Source organism: Pseudomonas sp. S11P7, from assembly GCF_023195435.1.
GTDB classification, from domain to species: Bacteria; Pseudomonadota; Gammaproteobacteria; order Pseudomonadales; family Pseudomonadaceae; genus Aquipseudomonas; species Aquipseudomonas fluorescens_G.
This window is the reverse complement of record NZ_JALPKS020000002.1, coordinates 1,707,021-1,731,824: the sequence shown is the minus strand read 5'-3', so window position 1 is coordinate 1,731,824 and position 24,804 is coordinate 1,707,021. Positions and strand designations below refer to the sequence as shown.

The 24,804-nt window shown below is 59.5% G+C and carries 21 protein-coding genes; 12 read left to right on the top strand and 9 right to left on the bottom strand.

Going from position 1 to position 24,804, the window contains the following annotated elements; all coding sequences use genetic code 11:
- Positions 1-44 precede the first annotated feature (44 nt).
- Positions 45-1,046 (top strand): glutathione S-transferase family protein, encoded by a 1,002-nt coding sequence (locus tag M0746_RS07975; protein WP_258448721.1) that lies wholly within the window; start codon positions 45-47, stop codon positions 1,044-1,046.
- 132 nt (positions 1,047-1,178) lie between these two features.
- Here M0746_RS07975 and cysG read toward each other — a convergent pair whose 3' ends face one another.
- The 6 genes from cysG to M0746_RS07945 form a co-directional block, all read right to left on the bottom strand.
- Complete coding sequence (gene cysG / locus M0746_RS07970; RefSeq protein ID WP_258448720.1) at positions 1,179-2,573, bottom strand: siroheme synthase CysG; 1,395 nt, start codon at positions 2,571-2,573, stop codon at positions 1,179-1,181.
- Entirely contained in the window at positions 2,574-3,854 is a 1,281-nt protein-coding gene (gene serS / locus M0746_RS07965; RefSeq protein ID WP_125927824.1) for a serine--tRNA ligase, read from the bottom strand. It abuts the gene before it with no gap.
- Between the two features lie 15 nt (positions 3,855-3,869).
- A complete protein-coding gene (gene crcB, locus M0746_RS07960; RefSeq protein ID WP_208940637.1) occupies positions 3,870-4,244 on the bottom strand; it encodes a fluoride efflux transporter CrcB in 375 nt (124 codons plus the stop codon).
- Positions 4,244-5,566 (bottom strand): replication-associated recombination protein A, encoded by a 1,323-nt coding sequence (locus tag M0746_RS07955; RefSeq protein ID WP_090284341.1) that lies wholly within the window; start codon positions 5,564-5,566, stop codon positions 4,244-4,246. The genes crcB and M0746_RS07955 overlap by 1 nt, the downstream gene beginning before the upstream one ends.
- Before the next feature lie 153 nt (positions 5,567-5,719).
- Positions 5,720-6,340, bottom strand: coding sequence for an outer membrane lipoprotein chaperone LolA (lolA, locus tag M0746_RS07950; RefSeq protein WP_208940636.1), 621 nt, complete (start codon positions 6,338-6,340; stop codon positions 5,720-5,722).
- Between the two features lie 76 nt (positions 6,341-6,416).
- Entirely contained in the window at positions 6,417-8,846 is a 2,430-nt protein-coding gene (locus M0746_RS07945) for a DNA translocase FtsK (RefSeq protein WP_167359897.1), read from the bottom strand.
- A gap of 486 nt (positions 8,847-9,332) precedes the next feature.
- On the opposite strand from M0746_RS07945, the gene aat reads away from it, so the two are divergent.
- The 3 genes from aat (at position 9,333) to infA (ending at position 11,110) form a co-directional block, all read left to right on the top strand.
- Positions 9,333-10,013: a leucyl/phenylalanyl-tRNA--protein transferase gene (gene aat / locus M0746_RS07940; protein ID WP_258448719.1), complete on the top strand. Its 681-nt coding sequence runs from the start codon at positions 9,333-9,335 to the stop codon at positions 10,011-10,013.
- Positions 10,014-10,071: 58 nt separating this feature from the next.
- The gene (locus M0746_RS07935; RefSeq protein WP_090284349.1) at positions 10,072-10,779 is read left to right on the top strand and encodes an arginyltransferase; all 708 of its coding nucleotides are present in this window, start codon (positions 10,072-10,074) and stop codon (positions 10,777-10,779) included.
- Positions 10,780-10,891: 112 nt separating this feature from the next.
- Complete coding sequence (infA, locus tag M0746_RS07930) at positions 10,892-11,110, top strand: translation initiation factor IF-1 (protein WP_002553999.1); 219 nt, start codon at positions 10,892-10,894, stop codon at positions 11,108-11,110.
- Positions 11,111-11,784: 674 nt separating this feature from the next.
- On the opposite strand, the gene clpA is transcribed toward infA, so the two are convergent.
- Together clpA and clpS are read right to left on the bottom strand one after the other, a co-directional pair.
- Positions 11,785-14,055, bottom strand: coding sequence for an ATP-dependent Clp protease ATP-binding subunit ClpA (gene clpA, locus M0746_RS07925; RefSeq protein WP_007964841.1), 2,271 nt, complete (start codon positions 14,053-14,055; stop codon positions 11,785-11,787).
- 30 nt (positions 14,056-14,085) lie between these two features.
- Complete coding sequence (clpS, locus tag M0746_RS07920) at positions 14,086-14,469, bottom strand: ATP-dependent Clp protease adapter ClpS (protein WP_011334948.1); 384 nt, start codon at positions 14,467-14,469, stop codon at positions 14,086-14,088.
- A gap of 224 nt (positions 14,470-14,693) precedes the next feature.
- On the opposite strand from clpS, the gene M0746_RS07915 reads away from it, so the two are divergent.
- Complete coding sequence (locus M0746_RS07915; protein ID WP_258448718.1) at positions 14,694-15,005, top strand: cold shock domain-containing protein; 312 nt, start codon at positions 14,694-14,696, stop codon at positions 15,003-15,005.
- 80 nt (positions 15,006-15,085) lie between these two features.
- Here the strand turns inward: M0746_RS07915 and icd are convergent, their stop codons facing one another.
- On the bottom strand, positions 15,086-16,342 hold the full coding sequence (gene icd, locus M0746_RS07910; RefSeq protein WP_258448717.1) for an NADP-dependent isocitrate dehydrogenase: 1,257 nt from the start codon (positions 16,340-16,342) through the stop codon (positions 15,086-15,088).
- 481 nt (positions 16,343-16,823) lie between these two features.
- Between icd and M0746_RS07905 the strand changes: the two genes are divergently transcribed.
- From M0746_RS07905 to M0746_RS07875, 7 genes are all read left to right on the top strand, one after another.
- Positions 16,824-19,049 carry an NADP-dependent isocitrate dehydrogenase gene (locus M0746_RS07905; RefSeq protein ID WP_258448716.1) on the top strand — a complete coding sequence of 742 codons (2,226 nt, stop codon included), beginning with the start codon at positions 16,824-16,826 and terminating at the stop codon, positions 19,047-19,049.
- Positions 19,050-19,272: 223 nt separating this feature from the next.
- Positions 19,273-19,713: an NUDIX hydrolase gene (locus tag M0746_RS07900; protein WP_258448715.1), complete on the top strand. Its 441-nt coding sequence runs from the start codon at positions 19,273-19,275 to the stop codon at positions 19,711-19,713.
- 59 nt (positions 19,714-19,772) lie between these two features.
- Positions 19,773-20,897: a tRNA 2-thiouridine(34) synthase MnmA gene (mnmA, locus tag M0746_RS07895; RefSeq protein WP_258448714.1), complete on the top strand. Its 1,125-nt coding sequence runs from the start codon at positions 19,773-19,775 to the stop codon at positions 20,895-20,897.
- Positions 20,894-21,517 (top strand): high frequency lysogenization protein HflD, encoded by a 624-nt coding sequence (gene hflD / locus M0746_RS07890; protein WP_090284360.1) that lies wholly within the window; start codon positions 20,894-20,896, stop codon positions 21,515-21,517. Before mnmA ends, hflD begins: the two co-directional genes overlap by 4 nt.
- A gap of 126 nt (positions 21,518-21,643) precedes the next feature.
- Positions 21,644-23,014: an adenylosuccinate lyase gene (gene purB, locus M0746_RS07885; protein ID WP_003223822.1), complete on the top strand. Its 1,371-nt coding sequence runs from the start codon at positions 21,644-21,646 to the stop codon at positions 23,012-23,014.
- Between the two features lie 86 nt (positions 23,015-23,100).
- Complete coding sequence (locus M0746_RS07880; protein WP_093100576.1) at positions 23,101-24,270, top strand: ribosomal protein uL16 3-hydroxylase; 1,170 nt, start codon at positions 23,101-23,103, stop codon at positions 24,268-24,270.
- On the top strand, positions 24,263-24,688 hold the full coding sequence (locus M0746_RS07875) for a GNAT family N-acetyltransferase (RefSeq protein WP_258448713.1): 426 nt from the start codon (positions 24,263-24,265) through the stop codon (positions 24,686-24,688). The genes M0746_RS07880 and M0746_RS07875 overlap by 8 nt, the downstream gene beginning before the upstream one ends.
- Positions 24,689-24,804 lie beyond the last annotated feature (116 nt).

The window sequence follows — 24,804 nt, the reverse complement described above, 5'->3', positions numbered from 1 at the left end:
AATAGACTCGGCTCCAATGAATATTGGTATACGGAGTCTGGATCATGGGTTTACTCGTCGATGGCCACTGGCAGGACAAGTGGTACGAAAGCAGCAAGGACGGCGCGTTTCAGCGCGAACAGGCTCAACGCCGCAACTGGGTCACCGCCGACGGCCAGCCGGGTCCGAGCGGTGAAGGCGGCTTTGCTGCCGAAGCCGGGCGCTATCACCTCTACGTTTCGCTCGCCTGCCCGTGGGCGCATCGCACCCTGATCCTGCGCAAGCTCAAGGGCCTGGAGAGTCTGATCGACGTCTCGGTGGTCAGTTGGCTGATGCTGGAAAACGGCTGGACCTTCGACAAGGCCCTCGGCTCGACCGGCGACAAGCTCGACGGCTTCGATTACATGCACCAACGCTACACCGCCGACACGCCTGATTACACAGGGCGCGTCACGGTCCCCGTGCTGTGGGACAAGAAGCTCAAGCGCATCGTCAGCAACGAATCCGCGGAAATCATTCGCATGTTCAACAGCGCATTCGACGCGCTGACCGGCAACGATCTCGACTTCTACCCGGCGCCGTTACGCAGCGAAATCGATGCGCTGAACGAGCGCATCTATCCGGCAGTGAACAACGGCGTGTATCGCGCCGGTTTCGCCACGTCGCAGCAGGCTTATGAGCAAGCATTCGATGAGGTGTTCGCCGAACTTGATCATCTGGAACAGCTGTTGGGCGCCAATCGTTATCTGGCGGGCGAGTACCTGACCGAAGCCGATGTGCGTCTGTTCACCACAATGATCCGCTTTGACGCGGTGTATCACGGCCACTTCAAGTGCAACCTGCGGCGGATTGCCGATTACCCGAATCTGTCGAACTGGTTGCTTGAGATGTATCAGGTCGACGGTGTTGCCGAGACGGTGGATTTTCAGCACATCAAACATCACTACTACGGCAGTCACAAGACGATCAACCCGACGGGCGTTGTGCCGAAGGGGCCGGAGCAGGACTTTACTGTGGCCCATGACAGGGCGCGGTTGGCGAGCAAAGGGGTTTGGCGCCGGGGTTGAAATTCGAGCAGCTCTTGAGGGCGCCATCGCTGGCAAGCCAGCTCCCACAAAGTCTTGTGTAATGCTGAAGATTGCAGCTTTGACACAATACCTGTGGGAGCTGGCTTGCCAGCGATTGGGGCGACGCGGTGTTTAGACCTGCGCCTGAGCCCCTTCAAACCACGCAAGCTTCTCGCGCAATTGCACCACTTCACCGACGATTACCAGTGTCGGAGCATGCACTTCATGCTCCGCCACCAGTCGCGGCAAGTCGGCCAGCGTGCCAGTAAAGACCCGCTGATTGACTGTGGTGCCCTGCTGAATCAATGCTGCCGGGGTATCCGCCGAACGACCATGCTTGATCAACTGCTCGCAGATGATCGGCAGCCCCACCAAGCCCATGTAGAACACCAGCGTCTGCGCCGGCGCGACCAGGTCGGACCATGGCAGATCGGTGGAACCGTCCTTCAAGTGGCCGGTGACAAAGCGTACCGACTGCGCGTGATCGCGATGGGTCAACGGTATTCCTGCATACGCCGCGCAACCACTGGCCGCGGTGATGCCTGGGACGACCTGGAACGGAATGCCGTGGGCCGCGAGTTCTTCGATCTCTTCGCCGCCACGCCCGAAAATGAACGGATCGCCGCCCTTCAACCGCACGACACGCTTGCCGGCCTTGGCCAGATCGACCAGTTGCTGATTGATCTGCTCCTGCGGCACCGCATGCTCCGAACGGCGCTTGCCGACGTACACCCGCTCGGCATCGCGCCGGCACAGTTCGAGGATTGCCGGTGCAACCAGGCGGTCGTAAAGCACCACATCAGCCTGCTGCATCAGACGCAAGGCCTTGAACGTCAGCAGATCCGGATCGCCCGGCCCGGCACCCACCAGATAGACCTCACCGGTGGTGACCATCGCTTCGCCATCGATCTTCGCTTGCAGCAGGCGCTCGGCTTCGGCGCCCTGCCCGGCCAGTTGCCGATCGGCAATCGGCCCCTGAAACACGTCTTCCCAAAAACCGCGACGCTGCTGCACATCCGGAAACAGGTTTTTCACCTGATTGCGAAACCGCGCAGCGAGCCCGGCCAGATGGCCATAGGTCGATGGAATCCAGGTTTCAATCTTGGCGCGAATCAAGCGCGCCAGCACCGGCGCGTCGCCGCCGCTGGACACGGCAATGATCAGCGGCGAGCGATCGACGATCGCCGGGAAGATCACACTGCACAGGGCCGGCGCGTCGACCACATTGACCGGTACGCAACGTCGATGCGCATCCGCCGAGACTTGCGCATTGAGCGTCTCGTCGTCGGTGGCGGCAATGATCAGCCCGCAGCCGTCGAGATCCGTCTCAACATAGCCACGCAGCACACATTCGCCGCCACTGGCAGCGACGAGTTCGGCCAGTTGCGGTTCGATTTCAGGTGCGACCACCCGCAGCAGCGCACCGGCATCGGCCAGCAGGCGGGATTTGCGCAAGGCAATTTCCCCTCCACCGACCACCAACACACGACTGCCGCGCAGGTTGTGAAACAGCGGCAGATATTTCATTTAGCCGATGACCTCAAGGCCACCCATGTACGGTTTCAGTACGTCCGGCACGCGGATCGAACCGTCAGCCTGCTGGTAGTTTTCCAGCACCGCAACCAGCGTACGACCGACTGCCAGACCGGAACCGTTCAGGGTGTGCACCAGTTCCGGCTTGCCGGTTTCCGGGTTGCGGAAGCGCGCTTGCATGCGGCGGGCCTGGAAATCACCGCAGTTGGAGCACGAGGAAATTTCGCGGTATTTGTCCTGGCTCGGGATCCACACTTCCAGATCGTAGGTCTTGACCGCGCTGAAACCCATGTCGCCGGTGCACAGTGCCAGGGTGCGGTATGGCAGACCCAGCAGTTGCAGGACTTTTTCGGCGTTGGCGGTCAGGCCTTCCAGCGCTTCCATCGACTGCGACGGCTCAACGATCTGGACCATTTCGACTTTGTCGAACTGGTGTTGACGGATCATGCCACGGGTATCGCGACCTGACGCGCCGGCTTCGCTACGGAAGCACGGAGTGTGGGCAACGAATTTGATCGGCAGCAGCTTCGAGTCGACGATTTCACCGGCAACGATGTTGGTCAGCGACACTTCGGCGGTCGGGATCAGGTACAGATCGGCTTCGCCTTCGCGAGCGATCTTGAACAGGTCTTCCTCGAACTTCGGCAATTGACCGGTGCCTTGCAGCGCCGGCGCCTGAACCAGATAAGGCGTATAAGCCTCTTCATAGCCATGCTCGTTGACGTGCAGGTTGATCATGAACTGCGCCAGCGCACGGTGCAGACGAGCGATCGGGCCACGCAACAGGGCGAACCGCGCGCCGGACAACTTGGCCGCGGTTTCAAAATCCAGCCAGCCGAACTTCTCGCCCAGGGCAACGTGGTCTTTCACTTCAAAATCAAACTGCGTCGGGGTGCCCCAGCGACGCACTTCGACGTTGTCGTCTTCGTCCTTGCCGACCGGCACGGATTCGTGCGGCAGGTTGGGAATGCCCAGCAGGATGGAGTCCAGTTCGGTCTGGATCGCGTCCAGCTCGACTTTACCGGCGCTCAACTCGCCCGCCATACGCTCGACGTCCGCCATCAGCGGCGCGATGTCTTCGCCGCGCTGCTTGGCCTGACCGATGGATTTTGAGCGCGCGTTACGTTCAGCCTGCAGTGCTTCGGTGCGGGTCTGGACGGTCTTGCGCTGTTCTTCCAGCGCTTCGATGCGCGCGGTGTCCAGGGCAAAGCCACGGGAAGCCAGGCGGTCCGCTACGTCCTGAAGGTTGCTACGTAACAGTTTGGAATCGAGCATGTCGGTTTCTCGTTATCAAAGTTTGGTCAGAGACAGGCCAGCCCACGTCGCAAGCAGCCCGCCGAATACGCTGAGTGCCGCATAGCCCAGGGCCAGCGGCACCTGCCCGCTTTCCAGCAGGCGCACCGTATCCAGTGAAAAGGATGAAAAAGTCGTCAGCCCCCCGAGGAAGCCGACCATCAACCCGGCACGCACCTCGATGGGTACTTCCGGGCGTATCAAAAACAGGCCGTACAACACGCCAATCAGCAGACAGCCCACGATATTAACGGCCAGCGTCGCGGTATAGAAGTGCCGCGGCCAATTGGCGCTGATCCAGTTGCCGGTGGCGAAGCGCAGCAAGGTACCGGCCATCCCGCCGACAGACACCGCAACAATTAATGGGACCACTATTTTCTCCGCTGCCGAGGGCTCAGACGATCGAGTTGAGCGAGGTGATTGAGCTTCTCGCCGATCTTCAATTCCAGACCGCGCGGCACTGGCTGATAGAACGGAATCGGTTCAAGTTCTTCCGGGAAATAGTCTTCACCGGCCGCGTACGCATCCGGCTCGTCGTGGGCATAGCGGTATTCGTCGCCATAGCCGAGTTGCTTCATCAGTTTGGTCGGCGCATTGCGCAGGTGCAGCGGGACTTCAAGCGAGCCGTTTTCGGCCGCCGCGCGCAAAGCGGTCTTGAAGCCCATGTACACCGCGTTGCTTTTCGGCGCACAGGCCAGATAAGTGATGGCCTGCGCCACCGCCAGTTCGCCTTCCGGACTGCCGAGACGCTCCTGCACTTCCCACGCTGCCAGGCACAGGCTCAGCGCGCGCGGGTCGGCGTTGCCGATGTCTTCGCTGGCCATGCGCACTACGCGCCGGGCCAGATAAAGCGGATCGCAACCGCCATCGATCATCCGCGCGAACCAGTACAGCGCGCCGTCAGGATTGGAACCGCGCACTGACTTGTGCAGCGCGGAGATCTGGTCGTAGAACGCTTCACCACCCTTGTCGAACCGGCGACGGGTATCGCCGAGCAGGCTTTGCAGCAAATCAGTGCCTATCTCACTGTTGTCTTCGGCCAGGTCCGAGGCGTTTTCCAGCAGGTTGAGCAGGCGCCGGCCATCGCCATCGGCGGCAGACAGCAGCATCTGGAAACCTTCATCGCTGAGGGTCAGGTTGCGCTTGCCGAGGCCGCGCTCTTCGCTCAGTGCGCGGCCGACCAGTTTGCGCAGCGCCGCTTCGTCGAGGCTTTTCAGCACGTAGACGCGAGCGCGGGACAACAAGGCGTTGTTGAGTTCGAACGAGGGGTTTTCCGTGGTCGCACCGATGAAAATCAGCGTGCCGTCTTCGACGTAAGGCAGGAAGGCGTCCTGCTGGGACTTGTTGAAACGGTGGACTTCATCGACGAACAGAATCGTGCGCTTGCCGTACTGGCCGGCCTGCTGCTTGGCGATTTCGACGGCCTGACGGATCTCTTTGACCCCGGCGAGCACCGCCGAGACCGTTTCGAAGTGCGCATCGGAGACTTCCGCGAGCAATCGCGCCAGAGTGGTCTTGCCCACACCTGGCGGTCCCCAGAAGATCATCGAATGCAGGGCACCCTGCTCCAGCGCTTCACGCAGCGGCTTGCCACGCGCGAGCACGTGTTCCTGACCGACGTACTCGTCCAGATTGGTCGCACGCAAACGCGCGGCCAGTGGCTGGGCAATCGGTGCACTGCGAAACAGATCCATCACGTAGCGTTGAAACCTCTATTTGAACCGGTTGCCATTCATGCTTTTGATTTTGCAGGAGTGAGCCTGCTCGCGATAGCGGTGGATCAGACAACGAAGTGGTGCTGACAGATCGAATCGCGAGCAGGCTCACTCCTGCAAGGGGTTTTGTGTTTATTCCTGGATAACGTCGGCACCCTTGGGAATGTCGAACTTGAACTTGGAGGCCGGCACCGCTTCGTTGGCCTTGACCCCGGTAAACAGGATATTGGTGCGCTGGCCGACGCTGTCGATCAATTGCATGTCGTTAAGCAGACCGTTGCGGAACGACAGGCGCAGATTGTCGAACAGGGTGTCTTTGGTTTTCGGCTTGAGGGTGAAGTCGATCACACCGCCCGCCTCTTTCGCGCTGATATCAAAGCTCTGGCTGATCTTCGACACGTCACCGGACAGCAGCAGCGCCGGGGTCTGGGTCAGGCGCTCGTCGAGCTTCTTGATCGTTGCCTGTTCGAGATCCGGGTCCCACAGGGTGACCTTCTTGCCATCGGAGACCATGGTCTGCTCGGCCGGAGCATTGGTGTGCCAGTAGAACAGGCCCGGACGCTGCAGGGTCATGTTGCCGGTGGTTTCCTGCAACTGGGTGCCGCTGCCGTCAAGGGTCAGCTGCGAGAAGTTCGCGCTCAGGGTCTTGGATGTTTCCAGCAATTGGGTCAGACGCGCCACGTCCTTTTCATCGGCGTGGGCCGTGAAGGTGGTCAGCGCCAGTACTGGCAACAGCATGCGGATAAGACGCATGGGAGTCCTCTTGAATACTCGTTGGGAGAGGACGGCGCGTCATTGCGCCATCCCTTGGGCAAAAAGGCGTTTCGAATCAGTCGCGCACCGGGCCCGGGGCCAGAACCTCGCGGGAACCGTTGGTGTTCATCGAGGTGACGACGCCGGCCATTTCCATGGCTTCGATCATTCGGGCAGCGCGGTTGTAGCCAATCTTCAGCTTGCGCTGTACTGCGGAAATCGAAGCCCGGCGGCTTTCGAGGACGAACTGTACGGCTTCGTCATACAGCGCATCGGCTTCCGGATCATCGCCGTCGCCGCCACCGCTGCTGCCTTCAAAACCGCTGCCCGCCTCTTCGACACCGTTAAGAATGTCGTCGTTGTATTCTGGTGCGCCGCGCAGTTTCCACGCCTCGACCACACGGTGAACTTCATCGTCGGACACGAACGCGCCGTGAACCCGAATCGGCAGACTGGTGCCCGGCGGCATGTAAAGCATGTCACCGTGGCCAAGCAGTTGTTCGGCGCCACCCTGGTCGATAATGGTCCGCGAGTCGATCTTGCTCGACACCTGGAACGCCATACGGGTCGGAATGTTGGCCTTGATCAGACCGGTGATCACGTCTACCGACGGACGCTGGGTCGCGAGGATCAAGTGAATGCCGGCGGCACGGGCCTTCTGTGCGATACGGGCGATCAGTTCTTCAACTTTCTTGCCGACGATCATCATCATGTCGGCGAATTCATCGACCACTACGACGATGGTGGGCAGTTTTTGCAGCAGCGGCGCTTCGTCGTGGATGCTCTCGCGCTTGTACAGCGGATCGCTCAACGGCTCGCCAGCGTCCTGCGCTTCCTTGACCTTGGCATTGAAGCCGGACAGGTTACGCACGCCCATCTTGGCCATCAGCTTGTAACGACGCTCCATCTCGGCAACGCTCCAGCGCAGGGCGTTGGCGGCGTCTTTCATGTCGGTCACAACCGGGCACAACAGGTGGGGGATGCCTTCATAGATCGACAGTTCAAGCATCTTCGGGTCGATCATGATCAGTTTGGCGTCTTCCGGGCCGGATTTGAACAGGATCGACAGGATCATCGCGTTCACACCAACCGACTTACCGGAGCCGGTGGTACCGGCGACCAGCAGGTGCGGCATCTTCGCCAGGTCAGTGATGACCGGTTTGCCGCCGATATCGTGACCGAGGGCCAGGGTAACAGGCGATTTGAAGTTGTCGTATTCAGGCGTCGACAGCACTTCGGAGAAACGCACGATCTGCCGGTCTTCGTTGGGAATCTCGATACCGACCGTGGTCTTGCCCGGAATCACCTCGACCACTCGCACGCTGGTCACTGCCAACGAACGCGCAAGGTCCTTGGCCAGGTTGGCGATGCGGCTGACCTTGACCCCTGCTGCAGGCTGAATCTCGTAACGGGTAATCACCGGGCCGGGATGGATCGAATCCACCGCCACTTCGACACCGAACTCCTTGAGTTTGATTTCCAGCAAATGCCCGACCGCCGCAAGCGATTCCGGCGAGTAATTGAGTTGTTTCTTTTCCGCAGGATCGAGGATCGAGATCGGCGGCAACGTGCCTTCCACGGCGCTGTCGACGAACAACGGCACCTGCTTCTCTTTCTGCACGCGCTTGCTTGGCTCGGGCGCTTTGGCCGGCGCCGGGGCGATCACTGGCGGCACCTGCTTCTCGCGATCGGACATGTGCTTGCTCAGGGCTTGCTCGCGTTCGATCAGGCGTTCTTTGACTTTGGCCTGCTCGCGCTTATCGGTGACCGTTGGCGCGACCACATCATGCACACGATCATCGACCTCTCGCAGTTGCGCGACCAGTTGCTTGCGTTCGGTGCGCGCCGCCCACCAGCGATTGAGCGCACCCTGAAACAGTTCGAACAGGTCGAGGGTGATCTTGCCGGTGATGTCCATCACCTTGAACCACGACAGATCGGTAAACACCGTCAGACCGAACAGGAACAGCGCGATGAACAGCAACGTGCTGCCCTGAATGTTCAGTGCATTCTTCGCCAGGTTGCCCAGGCTTTCGCCCAGTGCACCACCGGCGCCCGCCGGCAGCCCAGACGCGGCATGAAAATGCAGATGCGCCAGCGCCGCGCCGGACAGCACCAGAAATACCAGACCGATCAGGCGCCAGGAGAAAAGCCAGCCGCTCCACTGCCACGGCTCGTGGCGCTGACGGAAGATCTGATACGCCTTGATCGCCAGCAGCAACGGGAAGATGTAGGCGAAGTAACCGAGCACCATGAACAGGATGTCGGCGCTGTAGGAGCCCGCCGGTCCGCCGAAATTCTGTACGTCATCGATCTTACTGTTGTGGCTCCAGCCCGGATCGTCCTTGCCGTAGGTCAGCAAAGCCATCATCAGGAACAGGCACAAGGCACCGATGGCGATCAATGCACCTTCCTTGAGCCGGTAGTGCAATTGTTGGCGCCAGAGCGGAACGACTGTTTTGGGTGCTTCGGTGGATTTCTTCAAAACGCTTCTTTTCCTGCGCACAAGGCGCGTCCATCTATTGAATGACGATAAAAAACTGCCCAATCCAGGCAGGTAAAAAATCAAACGAGCGCAAACGGAACTACTTTTAACATTACGCCGCGCTTTTTATAAACACAGCACATGGCCGACATTGTCCGATAACCCGCCATTGTACGGGTTTGTGCGTTCGATGCCATGCTTCAAACCCCGTGATTGAGCATAGCCAAGCACACAGAAGCTGCGACGCAATTTGAGCATGCATTTACCTTTTGTGACAAAGGCTTATGACGGCTAGTTGATGAACGTAGCGAAGCAGCCGATATCTGCCCGGCGGCGACGCTTGCCGCGCACTGCCACGGCGTCGTTTACGACCGCGACCGACACACCAAGTTGCAGCTCAATACTGACTACGTCGAACATCTGTGCAGGACATCAGCGCCGTTTCGCGGCAAACTCTTTCGCGGTGGCCTGCGCGCCCCGCCCTCCCCTTCTGCAAGCCTGGATGCCATGCTGACTTGGTTACAACGTAATTCGATGACCTTCCCGCCACTGGAAAAGGCCATGCGCGAGCCCAACGGATTGCTCGCCGCCGGTGGCGATCTGTCTGCCGATCGTCTGATCCAGGCTTATCGTCATGGCTGCTTTCCGTGGTTTTCCGAAGGCCAGCCGATTCTCTGGTGGTCGCCGGATCCACGCACCGTACTGTTTCCCGACGAACTGCACGTTTCGCGCAGCCTCGGCAAACTGCTGCGCAAGGAACGCTATCAAGTGACCTTCGATCAGGATTTCGAAGCCGTGATTCGCGCCTGCGCCGCGCCACGGGATTACGCCGATGGCACCTGGATCACCGAGGCCATGCAGGACGCCTACATCGAACTGCATCGTCGCGGCTTTGCCCATTCGGTGGAAGTGCGCGATCAGGGCGAACTGGTCGGCGGCCTGTACGGCCTGGCGATGGGGCAGCTGTTTTTCGGTGAATCAATGTTCAGCCGCGCCGACAATGCCTCCAAATATGGCTTCGCCACACTGGTGCGCCACCTCAGAGAAGCGGGTTTTGTGCTGATCGATTGCCAGATGCCGACCGATCATCTGCACAGCTTCGGTGCACGAGCGATTCCCCGCGAGCAATTTGCCGACTATCTGGCACGCCATCTGGATCAACCCAATCAGGCAAGCTGGGTTTGCTGAGCGACTTTTGCGCAGGTGGCTTACACTTAATCCACCAGCTTATTCCGAGGGTTGATTCATGACCGAGTTGGCGCGCCTGAAGTTCTATGCCACTCAGCCCCACTCTTGCAGTTATCTGCCCGAGGAGCAGGCTACGACCCTGTTTCTCGATCCGAGCCAGCCCATGGATGTGCATGTCTACGCAGACCTGTCGGAAATGGGCTTTCGTCGCAGCGGCGATCATCTGTACCGCCCCCATTGCCAGAATTGCAATGCGTGCGTACCTGCGCGCATACCGGTGGCGCAGTTCCTGCCCAACCGCCAGCAAAAACGCATTTTCAAACGCAACGCCGATTTGCAGGTGCGTCCGGCCAAACCGCAATTCAGCGAAGAATATTTCGACCTCTACCAGCGCTACATCGAACAACGCCACGCCGACGGCGACATGTACCCGCCGAGCCGCGATCAGTTTTCGACCTTTCTGGTCCGCGACCTGCCCTTCTCGCGCTTCTACGAGTTCCGACTCGACGGACGGTTGCTGGCGGTAGCAGTGACCGATTTGCTGCCTAACGGCCTCTCGGCGGTCTACACCTTTTACGAACCGGCCGAAGAACGCCGCAGCCTGGGACGTTTCGCGATCCTCTGGCAAATCGCCGAGAGCCAGCGCCTGGGGCTTGAGGCGGTCTACCTCGGCTATTGGATCAAGAACTGCAAAAAGATGAACTACAAGACCCAATATCGCCCTATCGAACTGCTGATCAACCAGCGCTGGGTCATCCTCAACTAAAGCAAAAGCTCAAACCCCTTGGCGTAAACCCCATTTTTCGGGCACAATGCACGCCGCTTTTGCCTGGCGCAGTTGCACCGGGCCATTCACTGGATACCGAGGGCTTTACTGCATGTCGAAAGAAGACAGCTTCGAAATGGAAGGCACTGTCGTCGACACCCTGCCCAACACCATGTTTCGTGTGGAGTTGGAAAATGGGCACGTCGTAACCGCGCATATTTCCGGCAAGATGCGCAAGAACTACATTCGTATTCTTACCGGTGACAAAGTGCGCGTCGAACTGACGCCCTATGACTTGAGCAAAGGGCGCATCACCTACCGCGCTCGCTAATCAAGTCAATACAAAACGCCCGGCTTTTAGCCGGGCGTTTTTGTGTCTGGGGTTTGGGTGCAGCCGTTTGCTGCGGCTGCGCTTGAATTGCTCGAAGATCAAAAGCAACGTCAAAAGCCCCTCACCCTAGCCCTCTCCCGGAGGGAGAGGGAACTGACCGAGGTGGTTGGAAGAGTTACGCAGACATGAAATACCGAGTCGTACGCAAAATTTGAAAAGCACAACGATCGGCTCCCTCTCCCTCGGGAGAGGGCTGGGGTGAGGGGCAGCCACACCACAAATCAAAATCCATGCGACGCTTCTCACCACTCAATAGGCCGAGTGTCAGCTCGCCTGCTTTTGATCTTGATCCACCGGCGACGTCGGAAGGCTGAGTGGAGGGATTGATCCGGGTGTGGGAGCGCAGCGACCGTCTGGCGCAGCCAGACACAGCGGAAGGAGGTGCAGCGAAGCAAACCGTAGCCGCTGCGCCCGGATCAGTCCCGGAGCGAAGGAACCCGAGCTTGCGAGGGCCGTACGTAGGAGCAAGCGTTTTTTGCTTACTTTTTTGGCGCTTGTAAAAAAGTAAGTCGCCGTCAGGCGAAACCGCCAGAAGCAACACCCGCAGCAACGGATATACCCCCAATCCCGAGACAAAGAAAGGCGCCCGAAGGCGCCCTCTTAAACCACAGCCGTCAGGCCATTTCCGCCGTAGTCTCGAAGTCAAACGTCAACTCGCCATCCTTGATGTCGATGTGCACCACACCGCCATGCTCGGCCAGTTCGCCAAACAGAATCTCTTCCGCCAGCGGACGCTTGATCTTGTCCTGGATCAGACGCGCCATTGGACGTGCGCCCATTGCCGAGTCGTAACCACCCGCCGCCAGCCAACTGCGCGCCGCATCGGTCACCTCAAGCAACACGCGCTTGTCTTCCAGCTGCGCCTGAAGCTCGGTAAGGAACTTGTCCACCACGCTCTTGATGACCTCATGACTGAGGCGACCAAACTGGATAATGGTGTCCAGACGGTTGCGGAATTCCGGCGTAAAGCTCTTCTTGATCACTTCCATCGCATCGGACGAGTGGTCCTGATGGGTGAAACCGATCGAAGCGCGCGCCGCCGTTTCGGCACCGGCGTTGGTGGTCATGATCACGATTACGTTGCGGAAGTCCGCCTTGCGCCCGTTGTTGTCGGTCAGCGTGCCGTGGTCCATGACCTGCAACAGCAGGTTGAAGACTTCCGGGTGCGCTTTCTCGATTTCATCGAGCAGCAGTACGCAATGCGGCTGTTTGGTGATCGCTTCGGTCAACAGACCGCCCTGATCAAAGCCGACATAGCCTGGAGGCGCACCGATCAGACGCGAGACGGTGTGACGCTCCATGTACTCGGACATGTCGAAACGAACCAGCTCAATCCCCAAGGCCTTGGCCAACTGCCGCGCGGCCTCGGTTTTACCAACACCGGTCGGCCCAGCAAACAGGAACGAACCGACCGGCTTGTCCGGCGACTTGAGCCCGGCGCGTGACAATTTGATTGCAGTCGACAGCGAATCGATCGCTGCGTCCTGACCGAACACCGTCAGCTTCAGGTCACGCTCCAGATTACGCAGCAGCTCCTTGTCGGAACTGGTGACGTGCTTCGGTGGAATCCGCGCGATTTTCGCCACGATATCTTCGACCTGCGGCACTTCGATACGCTTGACGCGCATCTCGACCGGTTGCAGACGCTGATAGGCGCCCGCCTCGTCGATCACATCGATGGCCTTGTCCGGCATGTGCCGGTCGTTGATGTAGCGCGAAGCCAGTTCGGCAGCGGCGCGCAACGACTCATCGCTGTACTCGATGTTGTGGTGCTGCTCGAAACGGCCTTTGAGACCACGCAGGATGCCGATGGTGTCTTCCACCGACGGCTCGACGACATCGACCTTCTGGAAGCGACGCGCCAGCGCACGATCCTTCTCGAAGATGCCGCGGAACTCCTGGAACGTGGTCGAACCGATGCAACGAATGTCGCCAGACGACAGCAGCGGCTTGAGCAGGTTAGAGGCGTCCATAACGCCACCGGACGCAGCGCCGGCACCAATAATGGTGTGGATCTCGTCGATGAACAGGATCGCCTGCGGACGCTTTTTCAGTTCATTGAGCAGCGCCTTGAAACGCTTCTCGAAATCACCGCGGTACTTGGTGCCTGCCAGCAGAGCGCCAAGGTCCAGCGAGTAGACGACGCTGTTGGCCAGCAGGTCCGGCACCTGATTGTCGACAATGCGCTTGGCCAGACCTTCCGCAATCGCGGTTTTACCCACGCCTGCCTCGCCGACCAGCAGCGGATTGTTTTTGCGCCGCCGCGCGAGAATCTGCGCAACACGCTCGACTTCCGATTCGCGGCCGACCAGCGGATCGATACGACCCTGGCGCGCGAGCTCGTTGAGGTTGCTCGCATAAGCATCCAGAGGATTGCCTGAAGAAGAAGACTCACCGCCCTCGTCGTCCTGCATATCTTGTTCACCTTCAGAGTGATCGCCATGCCCCGGCACTTTGGAGATGCCGTGGGCGATGTAGTTGACGACATCAATGCGCGCAACGCTCTGCTGTTTCAGCAGGAATACGGCCTGACTCTCTTGCTCACTGAAGATGGCGACCAGCACATTGGCGCCAGTCACTTCGCGTTTGCCCGAGCTCTGTACGTGGAAAACAGCACGTTGCAGGACACGCTGGAAGCCCAGGGTTGGCTGGGTTTCGCGATCTTCGTCATGGACGGGGATCAATGGCGTGGTGGAGTCGATGAACTCCTGCAGGTCGTGCTTGAGTTTGTCGAGGTTCGCGCCGCAGGCACGCAAAACGGTGGCGGCAGCCTCATTGTCCAATAGGGCCAACAGGAGATGTTCGACGGTCATGAACTCATGACGCTTCGAACGAGCCTCCTTGAAGGCTAGATTGAGGGTGACTTCGAGCTCGCGGTTTAACATAGCTTCACCTCATACCCAAGTGGTCGGCGATTAACCGTCCTTCTCGATTTCACAGAGTAGCGGATGCTGGCTTTCCCTGGCGTACTGGTTGACCTGCATGGCCTTTGTCTCGGCGATGTCGCGGGTAAACACTCCACATACTGCCCGCCCTTCTGTATGGACGGCCAGCATGACCTTGGTCGCCAGCTCGCGATTCAGGTTAAAAAACACCTCGAGCACTTCGACGACGAAATCCATCGGTGTGTAGTCATCGTTGAACAAAACCACCTTGTACATTGGCGGCGCCTGTAAAGCAGGCTTTGCTTCCTGAACAGCAACGCCTGCCGAATCGTCGTCGTGCTCCTGTGGAAGATCCTTTTGGAGAAGCGGGCGATCCTGATTGAATGTTAGTCGAATCTGGCTGATTGCATGCATGGAAAGAAAGGTTCGTCAGTTGTGCAAATACAGTGGTGGGGGCGGCTGCCTGCGTTTTCAACTCCGACTGCCCGGTCACCTTGACTATCGGGAAAACGGTGTTACAACCAATAGAGCCCACAGTGGGTAAAAAAGATCCGCGGAGTCAATTCTTTTATCGAATTCGATTGCGGATGAACGGGATGATACTCCAGCGATGGAGACTGTTGCAGAGGGATTTGAGCATGGTTGTCGGCAAGGTGAAATGGTTCAACAATGCCAAGGGATTCGGTTTCATCAACACCGACGCTCGTGCAGGCCGCGATGAAGATGGTAAAGACATCGATTTCTTCGCGCACTACTCCGCGATTGACATGGATGGCTACAAAACCCTCAAGGCCGGACAGGCCGTGGTTTTCACGATTGTTCAAGGCCCCAAAGGGCTGCATGCCGTAGGCATCAAACCTGTGATCGAGAAACCAGCCAGTGCCGCCGAAGGCGCTGCAGTGGGCGCTGCTGCTGCCGCGGCTGCCGCGGCTGCCAAAGCGATGAGCTGACCGACTCTCTGGGAATACTCTCGATAATAAAAAACCGCCTGACCCTTGGATGAGTCAGGCGGTTTTTGTGTATCCGCGTTTTACATATGCGAAATCAACGCATCCCCAAAGCCCGAAGACGAAACCAGCTTGGCCCCCTCCATCAAGCGCTCAAAGTCATACGTCACAGTCTTCGCCCCGATCGCACCGTTGGTGCCCTTGATGATCAGATCGGCCGCTTCGGTCCAGCCCATGTGTCGCAGCATCATTTCGGCCGAAAGAATCAGCGAGCCAGGGTTGACCTGATCTTTGCCGGCATACTTCGGCGCGGTACCGTGGGTCGCTTCGAACATCGCCACGGTGTCGGACAGGTTGGCGCCCGGTGCAATACCGATACCGCCCACTTCTGCCGCCAGGGCGTCGGACAGGTAGTCGCCGTTGAGGTTAAGGGTCGCGATCACATCGTATTCGGCCGGACGCAGCAGGATCTGCTGAAGCATGGCGTCGGCAATGGCGTCCTTGACCACCACGTTCTTGCCGGTTTTCGGGTTCTTGAACTGCATCCACGGACCGCCGTCGAGCAGGGTCGCGCCGAATTCTTCCGCCGCCACCTCGTAGGCCCATTCCTTGAAGGCACCTTCGGTGAACTTCATGATGTTGCCTTTGTGCACGATGGTCAGCGAATCGCGATCGTTATCGACCACATACTGCAGAGCCTTGCGCGCCAGACGCTTGGTGCCTTCGCGGGAAACCGGCTTGACGCCGATGCCGCAGTTTTCGTCGAAACGGATCTTGGTGACGCCCATTTCTTCTTTAAGGAATTTGATCACCTTGGTGGCTTCCGGCGAACCGGCCTTCCACTCGATGCCTGCGTAGATGTCTTCGGAGTTCTCGCGGAAGATGGTCATGTCGACGTCGCCAGGCTTTTTCACCGGGCTAGGCACGCCTTCGAACCAGCGCACCGGGCGCAGGCAGACGTAGAGGTCGAGTTGCTGACGCAGGGCCACGTTCAGCGAGCGGATGCCGCCACCGACCGGGGTGGTCAGCGGGCCCTTGATGGAAACGACATAATCCTTGACCGCGTCGAGGGTTTCCTGCGGCAGCCAGGTGTCCTGATCATAAACCTGGGTGGCTTTTTCCCCGGCGTAGACTTCCATCCAGGAAATCTTGCGCTTGCCGCCGTAGGCCTTTTCAACAGCAGCATCGACAACCTTGATCATCACCGGACTGATGTCGACACCAATGCCGTCACCTTCGATGAAGGGGATGACCGGGTTATCAGGAACATTGAGAGAATGGTCTGCATTGACGGTGATTTTGTCGCCGACGGCTGGAACCTGAATCTTCTTGTAACCCATGCTGAACTCCATTGTTTGGATTGAACACCTGGCTTGCTTCGAGCGTAACCCAGTTGAATCAACACGCAAACCCTATGTTCCGCCGCCGCGCACATCTCGTTTCGTACAAGCCTGAAAGCAAAGGGAAAAGCGCCAAACTCCAGCATTCGTAACGAGTCTTTGCCCAACCCTGCCCTGCGACCTTTAGACCAATGGACGAGAATCGTTGCATATGAACCATCGGCAGATTGCCAGCTACCTATGTATAATGCCGCCCGCTGACCACAGGGTCACGACGGCTGGCCTCTCTAGCACGAGACTTTCCGCCTGATTGGTCGGGTTGTTACCGCAGCCTGACTGCTTGACGCTCTACTGATGCACCCAACATCACCGCGAAGAATCTCGACATTCGGTTCATGGATGACTTTGAACGAACGCGCTTACCCGGCGCCCCTCGAGTTTCTGCGCACGCTTTAGCAAAGAAGAGAGAGTTAATCCGAATATGCCCACCCGCTCGAAGATCATCTATACCTTCACCGACGAAGCTCCTGCCCTCGCCACCTATTCCCTGCTGCCGATCATCGAGGCTTACACCGCCTCGGCCGATATCGCCGTGGAAACCCGCGATATCTCTCTTGCAGCGCGCATTCTGGCAAGCTTCCCCGAGCAACTGGGCGACAAAGCCGTAGCCGACCACCTTGCCGAACTGGGCGAACTGGCCGTTACGCCTGAAGCCAACATCATCAAGCTGCCGAACATCAGCGCTTCGGTGCCGCAACTGCAAGCCGCGATCAAAGAGCTGCAGGCGCAGGGCTACAACCTGCCGGACTACCCGGAAACCGTGACCAGCGACGCCGACAAAGAAGCCAAGGCGCGTTACGACAAGGTCAAGGGCAGCGCTGTGAACCCGGTGCTGCGTGAAGGCAACTCCGACCGTCGCGCTCCGCTGTCGGTGAAGAACTACGCACGCAAGCACCCGCACAAGATGGGCGCCTGGGCCAAAGACTCCAAGTCCCACGTCGCTCACATGAGCACCGGCGATTTCTACGGCAGCGAAAAAGCCGCCCTGATCGACGCCGCTGACGCCGTGAAGATCGAACTGATCGCCAAGGACGGTACTGCAACCGTTCTGAAAGAAAAAACCACCGTTCAGGCCGGCGAGATCCTCGACTGCGCCGTGATGAGCAAAAACGCCCTGCGCGCGTTCATCGCTGCTGAAATCGAAAGCGCCAAGGCTCAGGGCGTGCTGCTCTCGGTGCACCTGAAAGCGACCATGATGAAGGTCTCCGACCCGATCATGTTCGGCCAGATCGTTGCCGAGTACTACAAAGACGCGTTGACCAAGCATGCTGACGTGCTGGCCGAAATCGGCTTCAACCTGAACAACGGCATCGGCGACCTGTACGCGCGCATCAAAGCGCTGCCGGCCGCGCAGCAAGCGCAGATCGAAGCGGACATGGCTGCGGTCTACGCTGTGCGTCCAGCGCTGGCGATGGTCAACTCCGACAAGGGCATCACCAACCTGCACGTGCCGAGCGACGTCATCGTTGACGCCTCGATGCCCGCCATGATCCGTGACTCCGGCAAGATGTGGGGCACCGATGGTCAACTGCACGACACCAAGGCAGTGATCCCGGATCGTTGCTACGCGACCATCTATCAGGCCGTGATCGAAGACTGCAAAGCCAATGGCGCTTTCGATCCGACCACCATGGGCAGCGTGCCGAACGTCGGCCTGATGGCGAAGAAAGCCGAAGAGTACGGCTCGCACGACAAGACCTTCCAGATCAAGGCTGACGGCGTGGTTCGCGTGACCGACAGCAAAGGCATCGTGCTGATGGAGCAGGCTGTTGAAGCCGGCGACATCTTCCGCATGTGCCAGACCAAAGACGCGCCGATCCAGGACTGGGTGAAACTGGCCGTCAACCGCGCTCGCGCCAGCAGCACCCCGGCGATCTTCTGGCTCGACCCGATGCGCGCTCACGACGGCGTGGTGATCGAGAAGGTTCAGGCGTACCTGAAGGATCACGACACCGCCGGTCTGGACATCCAGATCATGGCGCCGGTCGATGCCATGAAGTACACCCTGCAGCGCACCCGCGAAGGCAAGGACACCATTTCGGTGACCGGCAACGTACTGCGCGACTACCTGACCGACCTGTTCCCGATCATGGAACTGGGCACCAGCGCCAAGATGCTGTCGATCGTGCCGCTGATGAACGGCGGTGGCCTGTTCGAAACCGGCGCTGGCGGTTCGGCTCCAAAGCACGTGCAGCAACTGGTTGAAGAAAACTTCCTGCGCTGGGATTCGCTGGGTGAGTTCCTCGCCCTCGCCGCTTCCCTCGAGCATCTGGGTGTGAACTACAACAACCCGAAAGCACTGGTGCTGTCGAAAACCCTGGACCAGGCCACCGGCCAGTTCCTCGACAACAACAAGTCGCCATCGCGCAAAGTCGGCAACATCGACAACCGCGGCAGCCACTTCTATCTGGCGATGTACTGGGCTCAGGCTCTGGCTGCCCAGACCGAAGACGCTGCACTGCAATCGCAGTTCGCGACGCTGGCCAAAACCCTGACCGAGAACGAGGCGACCATCGTTGCCGAGCTCAACGCCGTTCAGGGCAAGCCAGTCGACATCGGCGGTTACTACCACGCCGACGCCGAGCTGATCAGCCAGGCCATGCGCCCGAGCGCAACCTTCAACGCGGCGATTGCTGCGCTGGTTTAAGGTTGTAGTGCGGCAAACGAACCCCGGCCCTGTGCCGGGGTTTGTGTTTCCAGACTTTGTGATTAGCACAAAACCCTGTGGGAGCTGGCTTGCCAGCGATGGCGGTTTATCATCCAGCATGGATGGTGACTGACCCACCGCTATCGCTGCGATGCGGCGTTCCGACAAGCCAGCTCCCACAGGGATTGGGGTTTAACCAATAGATTGAGGATGATTTTATGGAATGGCTCCCCACATCACCGTCGCCACCATTGTCGAGGACAATGGTCGCTTCCTGATGGTCGAAGAGCACAAGGCCGGGCGCAACGTGCTCAATCAGCCCGCCGGGCATCTCGACCCGGATGAAACGCTGATCGAAGCCGCCGTGCGCGAAACCCTCGAAGAAACCGGCTGGGATGTCGAGCCCACCGGTGTCATCGGTATTTACCTGTACACCGCGCCGAGCAACGGCGTGACTTACCAGCGTGTTTGCTTCAGCGCCAAAGCCGTCAAACACCACCCGGACTATCAGCTTGACGACGGCATCCTCGGCGCCAAGTGGCTGAGCCGCGACGAATTATTGGCCCAGCGGGACAACTGGCGCAGCGAGTTGATCATGCGCTGCATCGACGATTATCTGGCCGGTCATCACTTCAGCCTCGAACTGATCCGCCCTTCCCTTTAGCCTTGCGGCCGCGAGCCTGCTAGAATCGCGCCCTTTTCCAAGACACTCATTGAATCCCTATGCGTGATCCAGCCCCTTCTGACACATCCAAGAAGCGCGTCATTGTCGGCATGTCCGGCGGCGTGGACTCTTCCGTTTCCGCTCTCCTGCTGATCGAGCAGGGGTATGAAGTGGAAGGCCTGTTCATGAAGAACTGGGAAGAAGACGACGGAACGGAATACTGCACTGCCATGGACGACCTGGCGGATGCTCAGGCTGTCTGCGACAAGATCGGTATCAAACTGCACACGGCCAACTTCGCCGCTGAGTACTGGGACAACGTGTTCGAGCACTTCCTGGCCGAATACAAGGCCGGACGCACGCCGAACCCGGACATCCTGTGTAACCGCGAAATCAAGTTCAAAGCGTTCCTCGACTACGCGATGATGCTCGGCGCCGACCTGATCGCCACCGGCCACTATGTGCGCCGCCGCGACATCGATGGCCACACCGAACTGCTCAAGGGCCTCGATCCGAACAAGGATCAGAGCTACTTCCTGCACGCGGTGGGCGGTGAACAGATCGCCAAGACGCTGTTCCCGGTCGGTGAGCTGGAAAAACCGGAAGTGCGCGCAATTGCCGAGAAATACGAGCTGGCCACCGCCAAGAAGAAGGATTCCACCGGGATCTGCTTCATCGGCGAGCGGCGTTTCAGCGACTTCCTCAAGCAATACCTGCCGGCGCAACCCGGCGAGATCAAAACCACCGAAGGCGAAGTCATCGGCCGTCACCACGGCTTGATGTACCACACCATCGGTCAGCGCCAGGGCCTAGGCATCGGCGGCTTGAAAGACGCCGGCGATGAACCGTGGTACGTGCTGCGCAAGGACCTGGACGTCAACGAACTGATCGTCGGCCAGGGCAACAACCATCCGTGGCTGTTCTCCGGCGCCCTGCTTGCTTCGGAGATCTATTGGGTCAACCCGATCGACCTAAGCCAGCCGCTGCGCCTGACCGCCAAAGTGCGTTATCGCCAGAGCGATCAGGCCTGCACCCTGGAGAAAACCGCCAGCGGCTATCGCGCCGTGTTCGACGAGCCGCAACGCGCGGTGACGCCGGGCCAATCGGTGGTGTTCTATGACGGTGAAATCTGCCTCGGCGGTGGCGTGATCGAAGTCGCCGAACCGTGGAGCGGCCAGGCATGAGCCCGACTCAGGAGCAACTGACGGCGCTGGGCGGTGTGTTTCTCGCTGCCGTGCTGGTTGATCGCATTGCCAAGACCGGCCAGACCAACGAGGCTGGCCTGAGCTGCATGCTCGGCAGCCTGCTGGTGCGCGACCCGAAAGACACGCTGGACGTGTACGGCGGCGATGACATCAATCTGCGTGAAGGCTATCGCGCGCTGATTGGCGCTTTGGAGCGCGACCCGAGCACCTTGCAGCGCGAGCCGCTGCGTTATGCGCTGTCGATGCTCGGCCTGGAACGCCAACTGGCCAAGCGCGACGACATGCTCGACACCATCAGCAAGCGTTTGCCGCAGATCCAGTCGCAGGTTGAGCACTTCGGTCCGGCCCACGAAAACGTGGTCGCTGCGTGCGGCGCGCTGTATCAGGACACCCTGAGCACCTTGCGTCAACGCATTCAGGTGCACGGCGACATGCGCAACCTGCAACAACCGAGCAACGCCTCGAAGATTCGCGCCTTGCTGTTGGCGGGGATCCGTTCGGCGCGTCTGTGGCGCCAGCTTGGCGGTCATCGCTGGCAATTAGTGATCAGCCGTCGCAAGTTGCTTAAAGAGCTGTATCCGCTGATGCGCAGCGAGTAAACGCCGCGTAATACCAGTTTTGTAGTCTGTAACGCGTAATACGCCGGTCAGTTGGCGACGGACCGGCGGATTTTTTCATGTATGATACGCGCCCCATTTCGTTGCCCGACTGTCCGAGAACACCCCATGCAGCTCTCTTCGCTCACTGCGGTTTCCCCTGTTGACGGCCGCTACGCCGGCAAAACCCAGGCCCTGCGCCCGATTTTCAGCGAGTACGGCCTGATCCGTGCCCGCGTTCTGGTTGAAGTGCGCTGGCTCCAGCGCCTGGCCGCCCACGCCGGTATCCCTGAAGTGCCGGCCTTCTCCGCCGAGGCCAACGCCGTTCTCAATGAACTGGCTGAAAACTTCTCGCTGGAGCACGCCGAGCGCGTCAAAGAGATCGAGCGCACCACCAACCACGACGTCAAGGCGATCGAATACCTGCTCAAGGAGCAGGCGGCCAAGCTGCCGGAGCTGGCCAAGGTCAGCGAGTTCATCCACTTTGCCTGCACCAGCGAAGACATCAACAACCTGTCCCACGCACTGATGCTGCGTGAAGGCCGTGACGACGTGATGCTGCCGCTGATGCGCCAGACCGCCAACGCCATCCGCGAACTGGCCATCCGTTTCGCTGACGTGCCGATGCTGTCGCGCACCCACGGTCAACCAGCCTCGCCGACCACCTTGGGCAAAGAACTGGCCAACGTGGTTTACCGTCTCGAGCGCCAGATCGCGCAAGTCGCTGCCGTACCGCTGCTGGGCAAGATCAACGGCGCTGTCGGCAACTACAACGCGCACCTGTCGGCCTACCCGCAGATCGACTGGGAAGCCAACGCCCGCGCTTTCATCGAAGACGAGCTGGGCCTGGGCTTCAACCCCTACACCACGCAGATCGAACCGCACGACTACATCGCCGAGCTGTTCGACGCGATCGCGCGCTTCAACACCATCCTGATCGACTTCGACCGTGACATCTGGGGCTACATTTCCCTGGGTTATTTCAAGCAGCGCACCATCGCTGGCGAAATCGGTTCGTCGACCATGCCGCACAAGGTCAACCCGATCGACTTCGAAAACTCCGAAGGCAACCTGGGTATCGCCAATGCGCTGTTCCAGCACCTGGCGAGCAAACTGCCGATCTCCCGCTGGCAGCGCGACCTGACCGACTCCACCGTCCTGCGCAACCTCGGTGTCGGCTTCGCCCACAGCGTGATCGCCTACGAAGCCAGCCTCAAAGGCATCAGCAAACTCGAACTCAACGAGCAGAAGATTGCCGCTGACCTTGACGCCTGCTGGGAAGTGTTGGCCGAGCCAATCCAGACCGTGATGCGCCGCTACAACATCGAAAATCCGTACGAAAAGCTGAAAGAACTGACCCGCGGCAAGGGCATCAGCCCTGAAGCACTGCAGACTTTCATCGATGGCCTGGACATGCCAGCCGAAGCGAAAGCCGAGCTCAAGCAACTGACCCCGGCCAACTACATCGGCAATGCTGTGGCACAAGCCAAACGCATCTGATCGACCGTTTGCCCCGTTCAAGACGCCCGGCCGCGCCGGGCGTTTTTATTCCCGTCTGAAAAGTGCTTTTTTTCAATAGGTTACATATGAATTCCGACATTCCTCTTCAACTTCTGGGCGGCCTCACGGCACGCGAATTCCTGCGCGACTACTGGCAGAAAAAGCCGCTGCTGATCCGTCAGGCCATTCCTGACTTCGAAAGCCCGATCGACGCCGACGAACTGGCCGGCCTCGCCCTGGAAGAAGAAGTCGAATCGCGCCTGGTCATCGAGCACGGCGAGCGCCCATGGGAACTGCGTCGCGGCCCGTTCGCTGAAGACGAGTTCAGCAAACTGCCGGAAAAAGAATGGACTTTGCTGGTCCAGGCAGTTGATCAGTTCGTGCCGGAAGTCAGCGAGCTGCTGGAAAATTTCCGCTTTCTGCCGAGCTGGCGCGTCGACGACGTGATGATCAGCTTCGCCGCTCCCGGTGGCAGCGTTGGCCCGCACTTCGATAACTACGACGTCTTCCTGCTGCAAGGTCACGGCAAGCGCAACTGGAAAATCGGCCAGATGTGCGATTCCGAGAGCCCGCTGCTGCAACATGCCGACCTGCGCATCCTCGCCGAATTCGAACAGACCGAAGAATGGGTCCTGGAACCGGGCGACATGCTTTACCTGCCGCCGCGTCTGGCCCACTGCGGCGTTGCGGTCGACAACTGCATGACCTACTCGGTCGGCTTCCGCGCGCCGAGCGCCGCTGAAGTGCTGACCCACTTCACCGACTTCCTCAGCCAGTTCCTGACTGACGAAGAGCGTTACACCGACGCCGACGCCAAGCCAGCCGCCGACCCGCACCAAATTCAACACGATGCGCTGGACCGCCTGAAGAGCCTGCTCGCCGAACACATGAGCGACGAGCGCCTGCTGCTGACCTGGTTCGGCCAGTACATGACCGAGCCGCGCTACCCGGAACTGGTGGTCGGCCCGGAAGACGTCGAAGAGGAAGATTTCCTCGCCGCCCTGCAGGACGGCGCCGTGCTGATTCGCAACCCGAGCGCGCGCCTGGCCTGGTCGGAAGTCGATGACGACCTGCTGCTGTTCGCCAGCGGCCAGAGCCGTTATCTGCCGGGCAAGCTGCGCGAACTGCTGAAGCTGATCTGCGCCGCTGACGCCTTGCACGCCGATAACGTCGGTGACTGGCTGAACGACGAGGACGGTCGCAGCCTGCTTTGCGAACTGGTCAAGCAAGGTAGCCTGGGGTTCGCCGATGAATAAAATTCGCGTTCGTGTCGCAGACTGGCAAAAGGACAACGCCGAGATCCGGCGCATTCGTGAAACGGTGTTCATCGCCGAACAATCGGTGCCACCCGAGCTTGAGTGGGACGCGGACGACGCGACCGCCGTGCATTTTCTGGCGTTTGAAGGCGACTTCCCGATCGGCACCGCGCGCTTGCTGGCCGATGGGCACATCGGCCGGGTCTCCGTGCTGAAAGACTGGCGCGGGATGAAGGTCGGCGACGCACTGATGCAAGCGGTCATCGCCGAAGCCGAAGCGCGCGGCCTGAAGCAGCAAATGCTCAGTGCGCAGGTGCAAGCCACGGCGTTCTACGAGCGCCTGGGCTTCAGCCTGGTCAGCGAGGAATTCCTTGAAGCCGGGATTCCGCATGTCGACATGGTTCGGCATTCGGCTTAAGACCGCGTCGCGGCCTTCGCGAGCAGGCTCGCTCCCACAAGGGATAATCAGTGAACACAAGTTTGGTGTCCGGCCGAGATCCAATGTGGGAGCGAGCCTGCTCGCGAAGGGGCCCT

Bases quoted from the DNA above. Each gene is read 5' to 3' on its own strand.
- M0746_RS07975 (WP_258448721.1), top strand. From the start codon at position 45: ATGGGTTTACTCGTCGATGGCCACTGGCAGGACAAGTGGTACGAAAGC.
- cysG (WP_258448720.1), bottom strand. From the start codon at position 2,573: ATGAAATATCTGCCGCTGTTTCACAACCTGCGCGGCAGTCGTGTGTTG.
- serS (WP_125927824.1), bottom strand. From the start codon at position 3,854: ATGCTCGATTCCAAACTGTTACGTAGCAACCTTCAGGACGTAGCGGAC.
- M0746_RS07955 (WP_090284341.1), bottom strand. From the start codon at position 5,566: ATGGATCTGTTTCGCAGTGCACCGATTGCCCAGCCACTGGCCGCGCGT.
- lolA (WP_208940636.1), bottom strand. From the start codon at position 6,340: ATGCGTCTTATCCGCATGCTGTTGCCAGTACTGGCGCTGACCACCTTC.
- aat (WP_258448719.1), top strand. From the start codon at position 9,333: ATGCTGACTTGGTTACAACGTAATTCGATGACCTTCCCGCCACTGGAA.
- M0746_RS07935 (WP_090284349.1), top strand. From the start codon at position 10,072: ATGACCGAGTTGGCGCGCCTGAAGTTCTATGCCACTCAGCCCCACTCT.
- infA (WP_002553999.1), top strand. From the start codon at position 10,892: ATGTCGAAAGAAGACAGCTTCGAAATGGAAGGCACTGTCGTCGACACC.
- clpA (WP_007964841.1), bottom strand. From the start codon at position 14,055: ATGTTAAACCGCGAGCTCGAAGTCACCCTCAATCTAGCCTTCAAGGAG.
- clpS (WP_011334948.1), bottom strand. From the start codon at position 14,469: ATGCATGCAATCAGCCAGATTCGACTAACATTCAATCAGGATCGCCCG.
- M0746_RS07915 (WP_258448718.1), top strand. From the start codon at position 14,694: ATGGTTGTCGGCAAGGTGAAATGGTTCAACAATGCCAAGGGATTCGGT.
- icd (WP_258448717.1), bottom strand. From the start codon at position 16,342: ATGGGTTACAAGAAGATTCAGGTTCCAGCCGTCGGCGACAAAATCACC.
- M0746_RS07905 (WP_258448716.1), top strand. From the start codon at position 16,824: ATGCCCACCCGCTCGAAGATCATCTATACCTTCACCGACGAAGCTCCT.
- M0746_RS07900 (WP_258448715.1), top strand. From the start codon at position 19,273: ATGGCTCCCCACATCACCGTCGCCACCATTGTCGAGGACAATGGTCGC.
- mnmA (WP_258448714.1), top strand. From the start codon at position 19,773: ATGCGTGATCCAGCCCCTTCTGACACATCCAAGAAGCGCGTCATTGTC.
- hflD (WP_090284360.1), top strand. From the start codon at position 20,894: ATGAGCCCGACTCAGGAGCAACTGACGGCGCTGGGCGGTGTGTTTCTC.
- purB (WP_003223822.1), top strand. From the start codon at position 21,644: ATGCAGCTCTCTTCGCTCACTGCGGTTTCCCCTGTTGACGGCCGCTAC.
- M0746_RS07880 (WP_093100576.1), top strand. From the start codon at position 23,101: ATGAATTCCGACATTCCTCTTCAACTTCTGGGCGGCCTCACGGCACGC.
- M0746_RS07875 (WP_258448713.1), top strand. From the start codon at position 24,263: ATGAATAAAATTCGCGTTCGTGTCGCAGACTGGCAAAAGGACAACGCC.